15 protein-coding genes are annotated in these 16,629 nt (G+C 60.2%); all 15 read left to right on the top strand.

The window, feature by feature from the left end:
- Positions 1–2: 2 nt before the first annotated feature.
- The 15 genes from xseB (at position 3) to M0R89_RS21965 (ending at position 16,579) form a co-directional block, all read left to right on the top strand.
- Positions 3–185 carry an exodeoxyribonuclease VII small subunit gene (gene xseB / locus M0R89_RS21895; protein WP_248653098.1) on the top strand — a complete coding sequence of 61 codons (183 nt, stop codon included), beginning with the start codon at positions 3–5 and terminating at the stop codon, positions 183–185.
- A gap of 203 nt (positions 186–388) precedes the next feature.
- Positions 389–637: a hypothetical protein gene (locus M0R89_RS21900; protein WP_049987855.1), complete on the top strand. Its 249-nt coding sequence runs from the start codon at positions 389–391 to the stop codon at positions 635–637.
- A gap of 6 nt (positions 638–643) precedes the next feature.
- A complete protein-coding gene (locus M0R89_RS21905) occupies positions 644–1,066 on the top strand; it encodes a DUF7985 family protein (protein ID WP_248653099.1) in 423 nt (140 codons plus the stop codon).
- A 28-nt stretch (positions 1,067–1,094) separates the two neighbouring features.
- Positions 1,095–2,831 carry a DUF8186 domain-containing protein gene (locus tag M0R89_RS21910; protein ID WP_248653100.1) on the top strand — a complete coding sequence of 579 codons (1,737 nt, stop codon included), beginning with the start codon at positions 1,095–1,097 and terminating at the stop codon, positions 2,829–2,831.
- Between the two features lie 3 nt (positions 2,832–2,834).
- Entirely contained in the window at positions 2,835–3,671 is an 837-nt protein-coding gene (locus M0R89_RS21915; protein WP_248653101.1) for a hypothetical protein, read from the top strand.
- A gap of 2 nt (positions 3,672–3,673) precedes the next feature.
- The gene (locus M0R89_RS21920; RefSeq protein WP_248653102.1) at positions 3,674–4,789 is read left to right on the top strand and encodes a TrbL/VirB6 family protein; all 1,116 of its coding nucleotides are present in this window, start codon (positions 3,674–3,676) and stop codon (positions 4,787–4,789) included.
- Positions 4,790–4,791: 2 nt separating this feature from the next.
- Positions 4,792–5,913, top strand: a complete 1,122-nt coding sequence (locus M0R89_RS21925) for a TraC-like domain-containing protein (RefSeq protein ID WP_248653103.1) — start codon at positions 4,792–4,794, stop codon at positions 5,911–5,913.
- Positions 5,906–8,113, top strand: coding sequence for a VirB4 family type IV secretion system protein (locus tag M0R89_RS21930; RefSeq protein WP_248653104.1), 2,208 nt, complete (start codon positions 5,906–5,908; stop codon positions 8,111–8,113). The genes M0R89_RS21925 and M0R89_RS21930 overlap by 8 nt, the downstream gene beginning before the upstream one ends.
- Positions 8,106–12,401: a type IV secretory system conjugative DNA transfer family protein gene (locus M0R89_RS21935; RefSeq protein ID WP_248653105.1), complete on the top strand. Its 4,296-nt coding sequence runs from the start codon at positions 8,106–8,108 to the stop codon at positions 12,399–12,401. The genes M0R89_RS21930 and M0R89_RS21935 overlap by 8 nt, the downstream gene beginning before the upstream one ends.
- 388 nt (positions 12,402–12,789) lie before the next feature.
- Positions 12,790–14,058 carry a phage NrS-1 polymerase family protein gene (locus tag M0R89_RS21940; RefSeq protein WP_248653138.1) on the top strand — a complete coding sequence of 423 codons (1,269 nt, stop codon included), beginning with the start codon at positions 12,790–12,792 and terminating at the stop codon, positions 14,056–14,058.
- Between the two features lie 212 nt (positions 14,059–14,270).
- Complete coding sequence (locus M0R89_RS21945; protein WP_248653106.1) at positions 14,271–14,804, top strand: DUF7342 family protein; 534 nt, start codon at positions 14,271–14,273, stop codon at positions 14,802–14,804.
- Between the two features lie 8 nt (positions 14,805–14,812).
- Positions 14,813–15,247, top strand: a complete 435-nt coding sequence (locus M0R89_RS21950; RefSeq protein ID WP_248653107.1) for a toxin-antitoxin system TumE family protein — start codon at positions 14,813–14,815, stop codon at positions 15,245–15,247.
- A 78-nt stretch (positions 15,248–15,325) separates the two neighbouring features.
- The gene (locus M0R89_RS21955) at positions 15,326–15,616 is read left to right on the top strand and encodes a DUF8069 family protein (protein WP_248653108.1); all 291 of its coding nucleotides are present in this window, start codon (positions 15,326–15,328) and stop codon (positions 15,614–15,616) included.
- The gene (locus tag M0R89_RS21960) at positions 15,616–15,951 is read left to right on the top strand and encodes a DUF7558 family protein (RefSeq protein WP_248653109.1); all 336 of its coding nucleotides are present in this window, start codon (positions 15,616–15,618) and stop codon (positions 15,949–15,951) included. Before M0R89_RS21955 ends, M0R89_RS21960 begins: the two co-directional genes overlap by 1 nt.
- A 49-nt stretch (positions 15,952–16,000) precedes the next feature.
- Positions 16,001–16,579, top strand: a complete 579-nt coding sequence (locus M0R89_RS21965; RefSeq protein WP_248653110.1) for a DUF7437 domain-containing protein — start codon at positions 16,001–16,003, stop codon at positions 16,577–16,579.
- Positions 16,580–16,629: the final 50 nt, after the last annotated feature.

Raw genomic sequence — 16,629 nt, forward strand, 5'->3', positions numbered from 1 at the left:
GCGTGGCAAACGACCAAGAGATCCACGATCGGCTGAGCCGTGTCGAGGAAATCATTGAGCAGCTCGATGCGGACGAGTGTGACCTCGATGAAGGCACAAGGCTCCACGAGGAAGGTCAAGAGTTCTTGGCCGAGGTGCGAGAAATCCTCGACAACGGGCGTGGAGACGTCGTGGAACTCGAATAGAGTGCCATACCAACCTTAACCAACAGTCAACCGCAGCTAACCCCATTGTTGGTTAATAGTTTCCTTGCAAGGTGAACGAGCTCTCCGATTATAATTTACTTTAGAATTTTGCGCCAGTTGGTAGCCAGAAAGCATATACCGATCTTCTAGCTATCGCACCACCATGGACCGGGGCTCAACCGGTGCATACCCACCCCGCACATATGATCACACGGGCAGTCACCATCGAAGACATCGATGATCTGTATCTGACGTGGAACAGCCATATCAACGGTTCCGCCCTCTATCGGCGCGCCCTCCGAGACGAGATGGAGCTTCGCGACGTCGACCCTGACGAGCTTCGAGATCTCTTCGAACGGGCCCGCGAACAGGGCTACACGAAAGACGAGATCGTCGACGAGACCAACCGCTACGCTGATCTGAAAGCACTCGTCGACGACGCAGAGGAGTAACCCGCTATGTCACAGGACAATACGCCCTCCGAGACGGCCCCGAATCGCGCCGAAAGTCAGCCGACAGCATCGAGTAGGCTTCCCAGGCAAGCTGTGTTCATCGTCGTCGTCCTGAGCCTGTTCGCTGTGGAACCCGCCGCCGCACAGACGAACGCCGTCTGTAGCGCAGACAACCTCCCCAGCATGATCGAGGGCTTCTTCCAGCTTACCACGGCGCTGGGTATTGTCGGCCTCGCGGTCGTGTGGCAGGCCGACTCCCTCATCGAGATGTTCACGATCACGCCCGACCAAAAGAAGGGGCTCAAGCGTCACAAGCGGTCGGCGATGAAGTCTACGGTCGTCCTCGTCGCCCTTGGACCACTCTACACCGTTGCCGGGTCGATGATGAACCTCCCGCTGGCGCAGTGCGTCGACCTCGCCCCCTGGTAGGCGACTACCGCCCCCGTCGCAAGCCCCCATGAAACAACGAGAGCTCTCCGTGCTAATGGCCGCCCTGTTCGTGACGGGCCTAGTCACGGGTCTCGTTACTGCAAGCCCGCCACGGCCAGGTACGGAGGGGAATGGACTCACTGCGAATGAATCAGCGACGCTGTGGTCTCGCGACGCGGACAACTACATCAGCCAGGAGGAGTACCAGCAGCGATACGGCGAGGACCGTTCCGCTGTCCATCAAGTAGCAAACGGGACGGATATCACGTTCAAACGGCCGCCGGAGACTGCGGCAACGTGGACGCGGAACGACTTCGAGGACCTCGACGCTGGCGGAGCAGATACTTCCATGCATCCGCAGCACGCGGACCTTGAGGACGGTGTCTTCATCGAGGATGCCCACGCCACCATCTTCGCGGTCCAACCCTCTACCCGAGGACACCTGGAGTCCGGAGGGACACCGTTGTACATCGCGCCGAATGGGACGATGCGCGGATTCGTTGATTACCGGGTTCGCGTGCCCAACGGGAGTTCCTCCGGCAACACGACTATCTCGTGGTCTCTCACGGAGCACGAGATCGAAGAAGTCCGGTTGAAGAAGAACGGGGAGACCATCGCGACGCAGGACGGGACCCATACGCCCGCTCTCGATTACCGGATCGAAGATGACTGGAGCGCGAATCTCACGCTCGAAGCGGAGATCAGCGTCCGTCTAAAGAAGACCACCCGAACTAACCACGGCAATCAGACGGACGTCGACGTCACCTATCGGACGGAATCACGCAACGTTTCCGATTCGATCGCCGTCGAGATCTACGACCTCTCGGCGTATCCCTACTACGCCGAGTATCCCAATGGCGACGCTGGTGTGGCTATCTTCCAGTCCCGCCCGTGGCAGGGGTACACGCTCACGGAGAATGGAAGCGCACGAGTGCGTGGCGTCTGGCGGTTTTACACGGCCCGCAACACCAACTGGGACACGCTCGTCCGGTCGAACCGGACCGACAGCGCCACCGTCGAGTCGGATGCGATTCCAGTCTATGTTCACGCGTTCCCGTCGCGAATCGGCCCGAGGGCTGAACCAGTTCGCGATGGCCCAGAGATTATCGACACCTGGGGCACTGACCGACCGTCTCCGGACGGAACTATCGGCGAGAACATCAACATCGACATCGTCAACCAGTCGTACACGACGACGTACGGCGTCGCAGTTCGTGCCGAGACAGTCGACCGCGACGCGCTCCAAGTTGCGGGGATCGTACGGGGTGTGAATGCCTCGATTGTGGCACCTGATGCTGGCTCTGAGCGGCAGCTCCGGCGCAGTAATCTGACTGTTGAGGTTCTCCGGCAGAACGAAAGCCAGGCCACACTCCGCATCGAACTCCGGGACAACGATACCGGCGCCCCAATCGTGCTCAGCGATCCCGACCGACGATATCCAATCGGCGGGAACACTCGCAACGGCTACATCACCATCGCGGAGCAACGCGTCGAGACCAACGCCTCCGGGGTAACGATCGTGACGATCGACGAGCCGGGCATCTACACGGCTCGGTACCACCCAGGCTCGTGGCTCGGGCACAACCCCGCGTATGTGAGTGCGACGGCAACTGCTCGGTGGCATCCGCTCGGCACCATTGCCGGTTGGTTCGCGTTCATTCTCGAGGTCGGCTGGCAGCTCATCCCGTTTATTGTGATGTTCTACGCAGGCAAGCGGCTCCTCCGAATGCTTGGTCCAGAAGACATCTTCCAACGGAACCCATAGTCCATGACTAGAAACCACCCACACATCAGTCGGCGAACCGCCCTCCGAACAGTCGCAGGTGCTGCGCTCGTAAGCGTCGCTGGTTGTCTGAACGACAATGGCGGTTCTGGGACGCCTAGTGACGGAACGACCTCTCCAGATGGAAACGGCCCACTCACGCGTATTACTGTCGAGGGGACAACACTCGTCGTCGAACTCTCCGAAGAGGCCGACGTCGACCAAGTCAACCTCATCCAACCGAACGGCGAGCTATTCGGGAAGCGTGACGTAGCTGCGGGTGCTCAACAGGTCTCGTTCGAGATCGGCACCGCGTATGCGTCTGGTGAGTACCGCGTACTCGCGTTGAAGGGTGAGGAGACAGTAGTTGAGACCACGACTGAACTCCGTCCAGAGATTCAGATACAGGATGTTGGACTCTATCGAAATAATCCAGATAAGCCGTGGGACGAAGTCTATGGCGAGAGCGAGACGGACCGGATCAAGAATGGCGAGGCTTTCGTCACGGTAGAGAACACAGGGAGTGGCCCGGAAGCGATAACTGAACTGGTTTTCTCGGGAGACGTTCCCAATCCAATTGAGAATCCCAGAGGTAGTGGGATATACGAAGCTGATCAGGTCGTAGTCTCCCCTGGCGAGACAATCGACCTGTTCAGTAATTCGTTCCCGTTCGGTTCAGAGAGTGAGGACGGAATGGGGTGTTCCCCAGACGGTAACAGTGGCCAGTTTACGGTTGTCGTCGAGACCCGAGTCAGTGGAAATCGAGTCACGAGTACCTACGACGTCCAGTACTCCGGATCTGACGAGATGACTGACTGTGAGGCCACGATCACGGAGGCCTGACGATGGTTGATCTCATTGACGTCGTCCTTGAGGGTATCAAGGGCGTCGTTGATTGGTTCATCGGACTGTTTATGAACGGTCTCAGATCGGGGTATGAGACTTTGACTGAGGGAATGTTCGGAACCCCGACTCCAGAGACGAATGGAGCCTTTGTCTTCGGTGAACCAACCAATGCACCCTGGCCAGCGATTCACGATGCTCTCATCGGCGGCGAAATTATGCTGATCGCCCTTTTGCTCCTCGTAATGAGCGTTCAGGGGCGTCACACTGTTCGGATCTTCAATATTGGAAGTGCCTACGAAGCCCGAAAAACGAAGAAGACGGCCTGGGTCGGAGCCTTTCTAATCATTACGTGGTATTGGGTTGGAACTCTCGCGCTCTACCTCGTCGACGGCTTCACCATTGCACTGATGCCGGAGCTTTCCTCCGTAGCCTCGGCAATGCTTCAGTTCTTGGGAACAGCCATTACAAATCCCGGATTGGGGCTATTGTTCGCCGTGATTGGTGGAATCTCAATGTGGGCTCTGGAGGCGCTGTTCTACATCCGGATAATTCTGATTTATGTCTACCTGTACGGAATGCCGATCGCTATTGCACTGGCCTACGGAAACATTCCGGTCGTATCCGATATCGCGATGGGGTTCTGCAAACGGTTTGTCCCGTTGGCTGTCCTCCCGCTCCCGGCCGCGATGATCCTCAAGGGATACGACTTGATCTACTCCGGTGGGACACTCACGCCAGGAACAGCGTTCCTCAAATACCTCGTCGCCGCATCGCTCCCACTTGTTGCCCTCTACATCACGTGGAAGACGTTCAAATACGCGACGCCATTGACGGCCAAAGTCGTCGGCGGTGCGACGAAAGGCGCAGCACTCGTCGGCGGTGTCGCCGCCGGTGGATACCTCGCTGGCTCCGGCGTCGCGACGACTGCCGCTCGATGGGGGCCAAAAGCCGCCGCCGGCCACGCCGTCGCGCAAAAAGCAGCTGCCCGCGGTGGGCATGGAGGAGACGATGGTGGTACGCCGTCGTATCGCCGAACGGAGAATGACCCAGGTGGAGCAACAACGGAATCGGCGAGTGACGACCGTGGAATGGAGTTTGATCGAGGAATCCACTAACAATGTCAGCAGATCAAGACGCAGCCGCACGGCGCATCATGGATCAGTTCGGCGAGGAGAGTCGCATCCCGTATCTCAATATCGAGGAAGGGGACGTCGGCATGCTCATCGCCTTCCCCATTATTGGGCTGTTTATCGCTGGCCTCACCGGGATCGAGTCGCTTGCCCTCCCGTTCGTCGCTGGCGGGCTTGGCTTTGGCGTCGCCGTCATCTACGTCTCACCAACCCACCTGAACGCCTGGACGTGGACCAAAGACGTCTATCGGTACCTCAAGCGGCCTCAGGTCACGTTCAGTGCGCCCGCCGAAGCCGACACGAGTACCAACGAGTCAGAGCGGAACGAGGGTGGACTCGCGAACTACACGCCGTTCAAGCCGGACGAGCGAACGCAGGACCTCACGAACATCAAGCGAGCGTGGCCAGGCGCTGGTGCCATCCAGCGTGAGGACGGCGCGATGGAGGCGTTCATCGAAATCGATCCAGCCAACATGGACTTCGCGATGTCCGACGACTGGGCGCAGCTCCAGGAGGCAGGCGAAGAGTTCGCCAACAAAGAGCTGGACTCGAAGCTCAAACTTCACGCCACAACCCGTTCATTTCCGGTGGAGCAGATCACCGAGACCATCGAGGATCGACTCACTGACGAAGACGTCACGGAAAACCAGATCTTCCGGGAACTCCTCGAAGAATACCGGGAGACACGTCCGAAGGAGATGCGTGACCGGGGCATCCAGCAGGTTCGGTACTACATCGGCGTTGAAGTCAGCCCGATAGAGGTGTACGACCGCTTCCGCGACGAGGGCACCCCCGCCGAGAAGCTGACCCAGTTCCCGGTCATCGGGTTCCTGTTCAACCCGTTCGTCACCCGCCGCGAGGACCTCACCGACGTCGAGCGCCGTGCCCAGATGTTCGAGAAACTCGACAGTCGCGTCAACGACGTTCGCTCCGAGTTCATCCAGCAGGCGTCGGGGTGGTCCGCACGCCGGCTCAGCACGGTTGAGCTGTTTGTCCTGAATATGGACTTCTGGAACGGCCGCGAACACGACTACGACGAGGCGGAGCGTGTCGTTCGCGACCAATCGATTATCGGCCACTCGCGCCGGGAGGACCCACACGATGCGTAACGTGATCCTCCAGACAGGTGGTGGCGCGCTTGGCCCCGTCGCCGGGTGGCTCCAGAACCTGACACCAGCAGAGGGTGCAGTACTTGCACTCCTGGTGGGCCTCGTTCTCGGTGTCGGCAGCAAACATCTCTGGGACCGCTTCACTGCGGATGATGAACCAGACGTGGACTTTACGGATGTCCTCGACGAGGAGACACTCAAAGAAGGCGAGGCCGAACGCCAACTCCTCGATGATATCTCCGAGTCGCACAAGACCGTCACCGCGCCCGGAGCTGTCGAGTGGGAAACGCGAGCCGCACGGGTCGGCGAGCAGTGGACGACGACGCTGTATATCGCTAACTATGCCGACTACCCCAACGACGGGTATCTGAGCGACCTCTTCGAGCTGACCGATGTCGAGTTCGACCTCACAGCGCACATCACGCCGAAAAATCAGGAGCGAGCCCGGAACGAACTGCAGGACATCGCTGACGACCTTCAGGTCGACGCTGACCTCGAACAGAGTATCCGGAGCGCCTATCTCCAAGAGCGCGCCAACGATGCCGCAGCGACGTACAAGGCCGTCGAGAACGGCGCGAACGTCTTCGACCAGGGGATGTTCGTCACGGTTCGCGCTGACGACAAGGACGACCTCAGGGACTCCGTCCAGAAGGTCAAGAGTGCGCTCCGCGATGATCCAGCGAACCTCACGCCGAAGACAGCGATCTGTCGCCAGGACCTTGCCCTCCAGTCCGCCGCACCCATTGGCGACAACGAGTTCGGTCGCGAATCCATCGCCCTCGGTGGAGCCGTTGGCGCACTGCTCGCGTCGCCGCATAACGCGACTATCCTCGAGGAGGGCGGCGTCGAGTTCGGGGTTCACAAGGACAACCAGAGCCCCGTCGTCATCGACCCGTTCGCCCGGGACAACGGCTACGCGATGTTCACCGTCGGCGACACGGGCTCCGGAAAGTCGTTCAGCTCCAAACAAAACTTCATCCGCTCCATCGAGCAGAGCAAGGACCGCATCGGCATCATCCTCGAACCCCTGAACAACTGGGCCGGCGTCTCAGAGGCGCTCGACGCCAAACGCATCACCGTCGGTGGGACGCTCGGGCTGAATCCGCTGGAAATTCGAGAGACACCCGAACACGTCCAGCGGGCGATGGGCGAGGACGCGAGCCCGTTCAACGAGAAGCTCGACGACGCGATGAGCTTCCTCACGAACTTCTTCGCGCTCCGCGGCATCTCGCTGGGTGACCGCCGCACCACGCTCGAACTCGCCCTCAAACGTGCCTACCAGCGCAAGGGCATCACCGACGACATCTCTACGCACGACAACCCGAGTCCAACCATCCGGGACATGATGGACGTCTTCGAGGATATGGTCGACGAGCCCGAGGAGTTCGTCGTCCGATCCGACGAGGAGGCAGGGAAGATCAAGGACGACGCGACGTGGTTGCTCGATCAGCTTCGCCCCTTCGAGGACGACGGTCGCCACGCCAATCTCGGTCAGGCGTCGGACTTCGACATCCGGGACGAGAAGGTCATTTACCTCGATCTCGCCCAGCAGGAGGGCAGCGTCGACAGCAGCACGGCGCTGACGATGCAGCTGTTGATCTCGCTGGTGTACGAGCGGGCGAAGGTCTCAGACAAGGAGGTCGTGTTCTACATCGACGAGGCACGCTACATTATGCAGGATGCCGCGAGTTTGGCGTTCCTCGAAACGGTGTTCCGGCACCACCGCCACCACGATCTCTCGATTCGGCTGGTCACGCAGACCGTCGATGAGTTCTTCGAGCACGCTGAGTCCGAAGCGATCCTCGACCAGTGTGCGGTCAAGCAGTTCCATCGACTCGACGGGATGGACGAAGAGTGGGCCGACGAGTTCGGGCTGAACTACGCGCAGATGCGGTTCGTCCAAGATGCCGTCCCCGGAAACGAAGATGCGGGCTTCTCCGAGGCACTGGTCGGCGTCGACGGCGAGTGGCGCGGCATCCAGGTCAAAGCGATGCCCAAGGAGAAGGAGGTTATCGACTTCGAGCCAACCGAGCAACGGCGATCCTCGCTCCCCGGTACTGGCGAGATTGCTGTGGACGCGGACGTTCAGGCGTTCCAGGACGACATTGAAAGCCGAACGACCGACAACGGACAACTTCCACCTGAGCGGACGCCAACAGAGACTGATGGTGGCTCAGAGGGAGGTGACGACGATGCGTGAGTACCTTCGCGTGACGCCAACCTCCGAACGCCTCAATCCGGAGCGTCTACCGCAGGCACTGGAAAGTCTTCACAAACTGACCTCAGCGGACTCAGCAGGGCTAGTTGACAAACTCAATCCTCTACATAGCGAAACACCGCTACGATTCGAATTCCTCGCGCTCAGCGAGGGTGCAGACGACCCCGTCGAATTCTACTACGGTGCCGACGACCATCTGGATACCCTTGAGAAACGACTCCGGTCGATCTATCCAGAGACGTTCGACATCGAGCGTTCCGAGATCGACATCGCATCCCGACTCGTACAGCCTGTCGAATTCGACCGCGAGACATTCGTCGAGCACTATGAGTCAGGCGAGCTCACGTACGAGTTCGGCCCTGACGAGCAATACGAGAGTGGCACTGACGACAACAGTCAAGCGGGGTCAGGGGACGCCGAATCAGTCGCGGATGGAGGAACGGTCGGCGATCAGTCTGCCGACCACTTCATCGAAATCGAAGATACTGTCCTCGAACTCGCCCCACCAGATGCGATTCCCGAGGATGAGCCACTCACGACGCTTGCCAAACCAACGGTAACATCGAAGGGGACGATACTCGCGCGGCCAGCGATCGAGACCGTCTCCCCACTCGGCGTGCGGTGGCAAGGGTCGGCAACTCGGAAGCAGGACTGGATGACGTCACTCTCACCATTTACTGCCGACGACGAAGCAGAACTCCCCGCGGTCGATCAGCCAGGGGGTGCGCTCGCGTCGCTTGTCGACCACCTGATGGAGGCGACAGCACCAGTAGCGTTCCAAGTCGTCTTCCAACGACGCGAGAGCTGGCAGTCCGATGCCGATCTTCGCAAGGAGGACGTCATCGACGGTCGAGACACACTCGCCCAGGAGATTATTGACTCCCTCTTCGAACTCAACGATCAGTCGGAGAGCCGGGACAGAAACCAGCTGAGCGACGCGGTTGCAAAACGTGTCGCGGCAATCGAGGCGAAAAATCCGAAGCGGTCGTTCACCGCGAACATCCGAGCAATCGGGATTCCATCCGGTGACGACGGTCGCGGTGAACTCGATGAGCGAATGCAATCACTTGTCCCGGTATTCGACCCGCTTGACGGGCCGTACTACGAGGTGGAGGCTGAACGGTTGCGCGACAACGGCTTGCGGCAGGCCAAGAAAGAACAGCACGCACGATCCGCACTCCACCGACTCTTGGATCGTGAGATCACGACCGGCCGTGGGAAGACCCGACCGGAGTTCGTCCTGAGTGGCCGAGAACTCGCGAACTTCGTACTCGTACCCTCCTCGGAACAGCTTACTGTCGAGGGGACACGTGGAACGCGTGCGGAACAGCAGAGTCGGAATCCGTTGCCCCGTCCCCACCAGGACCTCATGAGCGAGTTCCGAGACGGGATGGCAATCGGGTACGCCCTCAACGACAACGGCGAGGCCGAAGACGTGCCGACACACATTCCACCCGGACTGCTGCCCACTCATTACGGCCGGTTCGGAACAACCGGCTCTGGGAAGTCGAAAGCCCTCATCAACGACATGCTGTCGCTGTACGACAACACCGAGGGACCGACGATCCTCATCATCCCGAAGAACGACGACATGGCCCAGAATTATATGCGGGCTCACGCGCGTCGGTTCGGAATGACCGACCTCGAAGAGAACGTCGTCCACTTCCCGATCCCGGACGTACTCCCCGGGTTCTCGTTTTTCGATCTCGAACCGTCGATGGAGAGCGGACGGCGCCGCGAAGACGCCGTCCAACGGAAGGCCGACCACTACGAAGAGATTTTGAAGCTCGTGATGGGGACCGACCGCTACGAGCGAGCGACTGTGGCCCCGACTCTCATCAAGACACTCATCAAAACACTGTTCGACGAGGAATACGGGCGTGAGAACGGGCTGTACCGAGCGTCGACGGACTACTTCGCCCACCGACAGCTAGAACACGTCGTCGACCAGCTCTGGGAGGCCGGGCCACCGAACGAGAACATCGGCGATGCCCCACGGTCGAGCGATGAGGAAGTCACTCGGACGATTCGACGGCAGCTCCAGTTAGATTCGAACACCTTCGCGAACGTGATGGGCGGTGTCGGAAACCGCCTTGCGTACATTTCACAGGATACGCACCTGCGGCAGATCTTCAATAATACCGAGAACCAGTTCGACTTTCGGGATGTCCTCGACGAGGATACGGTCATCCTCTTCGACCTGGGCGACCTCCGCGACGACGCCGCCCGGATTATGACCGGTGTGATCCTGACCAATCTCGATGCAGCCCTCAAAGATCGCAAACAGGCGCTCTCCGAGCACCCGGACGACTACGTCGTGAACTTGCTCGTCGACGAGGCAGCGTCGGTCGTGGTCTCCGACATCATGAACGATCTCCTCGAGAAAGGGCGGGGCTTTCGCCTCTCTGTCGGCCTGTCGATGCAGTTCCCCGAACAGATGGAGGCCGAAGGTGGGCGGAAAATCTACCTGAACGCCCTGAACAACATCGGCAGTTCGCTTATCGGGAAAATCAACGTCGACCGGGAGCTGGCGCGAGCGATGGCCCACGAAGAAATGGACCCCGCGGATTTCGCCAATCGGATTCGTTCGTTACCGCGCGGAGAGTGGATCGCTAGCCTGCCAAGCCCGACGTTCGGTGAAACGGGGCCGTATCCGTTCAGTCTCGAACCACTCTCGATTCCACCGGGGCACCCCGAGAGTGAATGCCCGCTCACTGAGCGTGAAGAGGAAGAGTTCACTGAGACGCTCTCCTCGATGCACGAGCACATCAGTAACGAACACGGCGTGCCGGCTGCAACAGACGCCTCAACAACGAGACCACCTACCGACGGACACGAGGTGCTCGATATCGGGAGTGACGATCTGGACATCGCGATTGCGAAGGTGGTTCGGAGTCTCCAGCTTCGAGAGGGCTGCCGTGAAGAGAACGGCTGGGTGGCTGTCGAAGCAGTTGACGACGAACTCAGACGGCTCTTCGACGACGTCGACGCCGAGCCGCCATCGTATGATGCACTCGCGGACATCCGAGAACGATCACGATACCTCGATACGACCGTCGATATCGACGCCGACGAGCTCCGCATCCGGCTCACTGAAGCCGGAGCGGAGGTCGCTACGCCCGATACTGGTGGCGTGCAGGCCGCTGGTGGGAGTGCCCACGACGCAGCACTCCGCCAGATCGAAGAAGAACTCACTGCACTCGGTTTTACCGTCTCGATTCTCGCACAGGATGGCAGCGAGAAACCTGACGCGAGGGCGAGCCACCCCGACGTTGACGACCGATTCGCTATCGAAGTCGAAACGACAACACCCGAGAATCCCGCGAAGGTACTCACGAACCTCCGGAAAGCCCAAGCATCAGGGGATATCCCCCTGTTTGTCGTTCGACCAGGAAACGACGAAACGGAGTGGGCCAAGCGCGTTGACGGCATTCTCACACCACCCGTTCGTACCCTTCAGAATGGTGAGACTCGGTTCTACACGACTGACTCGAATCTCACGTTCAACGGCGGGGCAACCGAAGAAGGTGGAGTAACGGCCGTGCGACCGGCGACCGACGACGAGAACGGGACCCAGAACATCTGGCAACGTGATGGCGAAGAGATCGTCCTTCGGGATGCCAGCGGGACAGAACACATCCGCCTCCCGTCGCTTGGAAAACTCTCGAAAGATCGTGTTCCAGCCATCTACAGCTACGATCACGCTGCCGACGAGTACGTCGTATACGAGCACGGTGAGCAACACATCTACGAGACGAAATCGGCGTTCGAGGACGACTGGGTGCGTGTCAAGAAGCCATTCGTCCCCGAAGCCGAACTCCAGACACCTGATTATAGCCCCACGTCGTACGCTATCGTCATTCTCCCTGAGGAAGGTGACCCGGTCGTGTACGATACCGACGGTACGTACTCGATGGACACCTTACTCGATACCGTCACCACAAGTGAGTGCGAAGAAACGACAGGAGAACAGGCTGACCATATCCAGCAGGCACCTCAGCCATCGATTGACGATATTGCTGATGATCCAGAGGCGGTGGTTGAGCGATTCGCAGAGACACACCTCGTTGAAGACCCGCAAAGCAGAGTAGCCGCCGGAGATGTCTACGATATCTACGAGCAGTGGGCTGAAGCTCACGGAATTGATACAGATAGCAAACCTTGGTTCGGTCGTCGCCTCGGGAACTATGTCACGTTCGAGCGGAACACAGACAGTGAGAACGGCGACTCTGTTCGATACTACGAGGGGCTTGCACTCAAATCAGAATAGATCTGGAGGTGAATACAATGCAATCCACACTCAGCGCCAAATATATCGTAAATGCAAATTTGAGTTTTCATAATATGAAATTCCTCTCGCATTACGGAAATATCGAGGCATATCGTCTCCGCAGCACCGAAATAAGCAAACGGCGAGTTGTTACGGCAATCAGCCGAAATGCCGTAACACAAGCATTCTGGAGATATTTTGCCGTATGCACGTATCGGGAGCCTCAAACCCAGGATTTCGCGGAGTTGGGTGATCTGTTACGGCAAAAACCAACTAGTATAGAACGGGGGGTCCCCGTTGGGACCAAGGGATTGGATCGCGACGTACAGCTGAGTGAGTTCTGTGCTGGCTCACAGCCAGTGAGAGCCATGCAAGGTGCTACGTGAGGATGAGTGAACCTATGATCGACGAGCCGGAGGCGATTCCGGAGACGTTACGCGACCGCGAGCAGTGGGTGTGCTGGCGGGAAGCAGAGCGAGACGGCAAACCGACGAAGATTCCGGTGACGCCAGGGGCTGGGGGGTTCGCGTCAGCAACAGAGTCAGAGACCTGGGCGAGTTTCGAGGCAGCACTTGACTACAGCGAGACGGAGCACGCCGATGGCGTCGGGTTCGTGTTTACTGACGACGACTCCATCGTCGGCGTCGATCTGGATGACTGCCGCGATCCCGAAACAGACGACGTCGACGACGCAGCGCTGGACATCATCGAGCGACTCGACTCCTATACGGAGATATCGCCGTCCGGCACCGGCTATCACGTCCTCATCAGGGGAGAGCTTCCGGACGGCCGGAACCGGCGCGGGAGCGTAGAACTGTACGACACAGCACGCTTTTTCACCGTCACTGGCGACCACGTCGAGCGGACACCCACTCGCGTTGCACGCCGGCAGGACGCGCTCACAGCGATTCACCGAGAGTACGTCCAGGACACCGAGCGAGACCCAGCATCCGAATCCGAGCAGCGTGATGGCACTGACGACCGGTCACCGACGACCGATACGGTCGACGCCGTCGTTGACGTCGACCTTGAAGACGAGGACCTCCTCGAGAAAGCGCGAAACGCATCGAACGGCGAGAAGTTCGAGCGGCTCTGGAACGGAAATACGGTCGGCTACGACAGTCAGTCCGAGGCCGACATGGCGCTGTGCTGTTTGCTGGCGTTCTGGACCGGCGGCGACCATACGCAGATGGATCACCTGTTCCGCCAGTCAGGATTGGTTCGGGAGAAGTGGGACGAGGTCCACTACGCTGACGGGTCGACGTACGGCGAGAAGACCATTGAGCGAGCGATTGCGACAACGCCGGAGTTCTACGACCCGGACGCCGGCGACGACGCCACAGATCCTCATGGCCCACCAGACGGGGTCACAACTGGCGGGACGCCTGACGACGCAGACCGGAGTCGTGCGTATCTGGCTGAGAAAAACCGCTTGTTGACCAATCGGGTCGACGAACTCGAGGCAACACTCGAACAGAAGACTGAGCGGATCGAGACTCTCGAAGCAGAGGTCGAGCGGCTCACCGACGAACTCGATGCCCGTGACCGGGAGACTGAGCAGCCCCACGAAGAAGAACCCGGTACTGCGGGCGAGACCGGTGATGACTCAGAGCCAGCCTCTCTGTTGAGTCGATTCTTCGGTGGTCGGTCCGAGTAGTAGCGCCGCTTTACCGCCATCCGAGAAGCCCTCCCTCGAGAGTTCTGGTTCTGCGAGTCGAGAAGGATTAACCAACAGACTTGGAATATCGCGCTGTCCGTTGGTTAACTACGCTCAATCTCGCCGCAAAATCGGGGCTACCGCAGGATACTGTGGTTTAGGAAACTATTCCTCGAAGTAAGAACTATATCCTTCGCCCTGCAATTCCGAGTATGTCCGAGACAGACGCCGCCGATGGCCCGCCCCCCTTCGAGGAGCCGTTCAGCAGCGATGACGTCGAACAACGCATCTACGGCACCATCCTGCAAACCCGCGAGCCGACGACGGCAAGCGCGATCGCCGACAGCGCCGACTGTGACCCCAAGACCGCCCGGAAGTATCTGGGGTGGTTCGACGACTTGGGGATCGTCACCCGGCACGATGGCCATCCGGCCACCTACGAGCGCAATGACGCGTATTTTGAGTGGCGACGCATCAACCAGCTCGCGGCCGACCATTCCGTCGAGGACCTGCAGGATCGCGTTCGTGAACTCACGACGCGCATCACCGAGTATGAGGAGGCGTACGACGCCGCGTCACCGGCCGCAGTCGACGCCGTCGCCGCCGCGGAGGGCAGCAACGAGCGGACCATCGACGACGTGTACGGCGACCTCGGCGACTGGGCGACCGCCCTCGAGGAGCGTGACCGCTACGAACGCGCACGCCAGCAACGCACGGGTGGCGAGCGCGAACAGGCGTCCGGGTAGCCCGCTCGATGGTGCCACCGACAGGCGATGGCGGGAGCCCTGCCCCCATCGATCGCCCCATCCTCGAGTTCCTCCAGACGCGGCTCGAAGCGACGAGGCAGGTCTCCCGAGCGACCGTCACGGACGCCAGCGGCCATCTAGAACTCCACGTCGTCTTTACCCCGTCGTACTACCCGGCAGCCGTCGACGAGGCGCAGTTGACGGTCAGTTGGTACACGAACGACGACTTCAAACTCCACTATCGAGAGGTACATTCGGAGCACACCTGGGAATGCCGATGGGATCGGCATCCGAACCCCCACAATACGCGCGACCACTTCCATCCCCCGCCCACCGACCCGACACCCGGCGAGGACGCATCGTGGCCAGACGACCATCGTGACGTCGTTGCGCTCGTCCTCGATGAGATCGAAGACCGGATCGTGACTCTCTGGAGCGAGTAAGGGCTACGGTCTCGCGTGGAGTGTTTATCGGCGCCGAAAGGCGTGCAGCGCGCGACAGCGTGCGCGGCGTGACTCACTATGGCTGATCCCGATCCGAACGACGACACGAGTGCCGACTACGAACAGTTCGAGAAAGAGTTGCTCGCCCAGGACCGCGACGCCGCCAGGGTCGATACGGCGGACATCGACGACACGATGGCCCGTAGCCTGGTCGACGATCTCGTCGACGCGGACCTCGTCACTCCAGTTCCCGAGGACAGCGTCCTCGTTCACGAGCCGAGCGGCACCGCGTTCAACTCAACGATGCAGCTGGCCGTCTTCCATCGAGGCTGGACGGCCGGCCGCGACGCCGATGAGGAGGCCGAGTGATGCAGCAGACGCTCACAGGGTGTGCGTTCTGCGACGCCCCGCCCGGCACCGAGACTGGTGAGGCGCACACCTGGGGCCAGGATGAGCGAGTCTCCCACCCGATCTGTGTCGACTGCGCCATCCAGACGCGGCCGGATCCCGACGAACGCGATCACTTCGCCTGCGACAGCTGTGGGCTGGTCGTCGACGCGCTCGCAGCGCTGACACGGTTCCGCGTGGAACTCGGACACCTCGAAGGGCCGTTGCAACTGTGCGAGCACTGTAGTCCAGGCGGGCTTGCGACGTACTGGACGCGCGATCTCGAGGAGCACCTCGTCACGACGCCGGCGGAGTGACCCAAACACGCTTTACTGGTTCGCTGTAAACTGTAATCAAGAACGACCCGTGTCACGCACCTCAAACCGGGCCGACGGCGACATCGTCCGCGACTTCCTCTCGGTCGCAGACCTGCTGGAAGAGCCACAGCTTGCCCAGTTGTACGCGTACCTCACTCGGGAGGGGGAAGCGACCGTCCAGGACGTGATAGACGACCTCGAGCTCGCCCAGGGGACGGCTTACAGCTACGTCAATCGGCTCGTCGACGCCGGCGTCGTCGGGGTTACCCACGACGAGCAACCCCGGCGGTACGCCGCTCGTGAGATCGACCTGACCGTGACCGCGGCCGCCGGCGACCGCGAGTACACGATTACGCCGGCGCTCATCCACGCCGTCGGCCGCCGCGAGACGAACGCCGACATCGACACCTACATCGACCGCCACGGCGTCGCCGGCCTCACGACCGCGCTCACCTACGCCGTCGCCCGCGAACGCGGCGAGGTGACCCACCGGCTAATGGCAGAGGATCTGGACATCTCGCCGCTGGCTGCAGAGATGATCCTCCAGGCGCTCCGACCCGTGGTCCACGAGCACTACGAGACCGGAGCGGACGTAAGTCACGACACCCAAGAAGGAGTCAACGAATGAGCATCGAAACGGGCGTCCCGACACAACTGACGCAGTGCTTAGTTTATCGT

Origin of the sequence: Halorussus limi, assembly GCF_023238205.1 — an archaeon.
In the GTDB taxonomy this organism is placed as follows: domain Archaea; phylum Halobacteriota; class Halobacteria; order Halobacteriales; family Haladaptataceae; genus Halorussus; species Halorussus limi.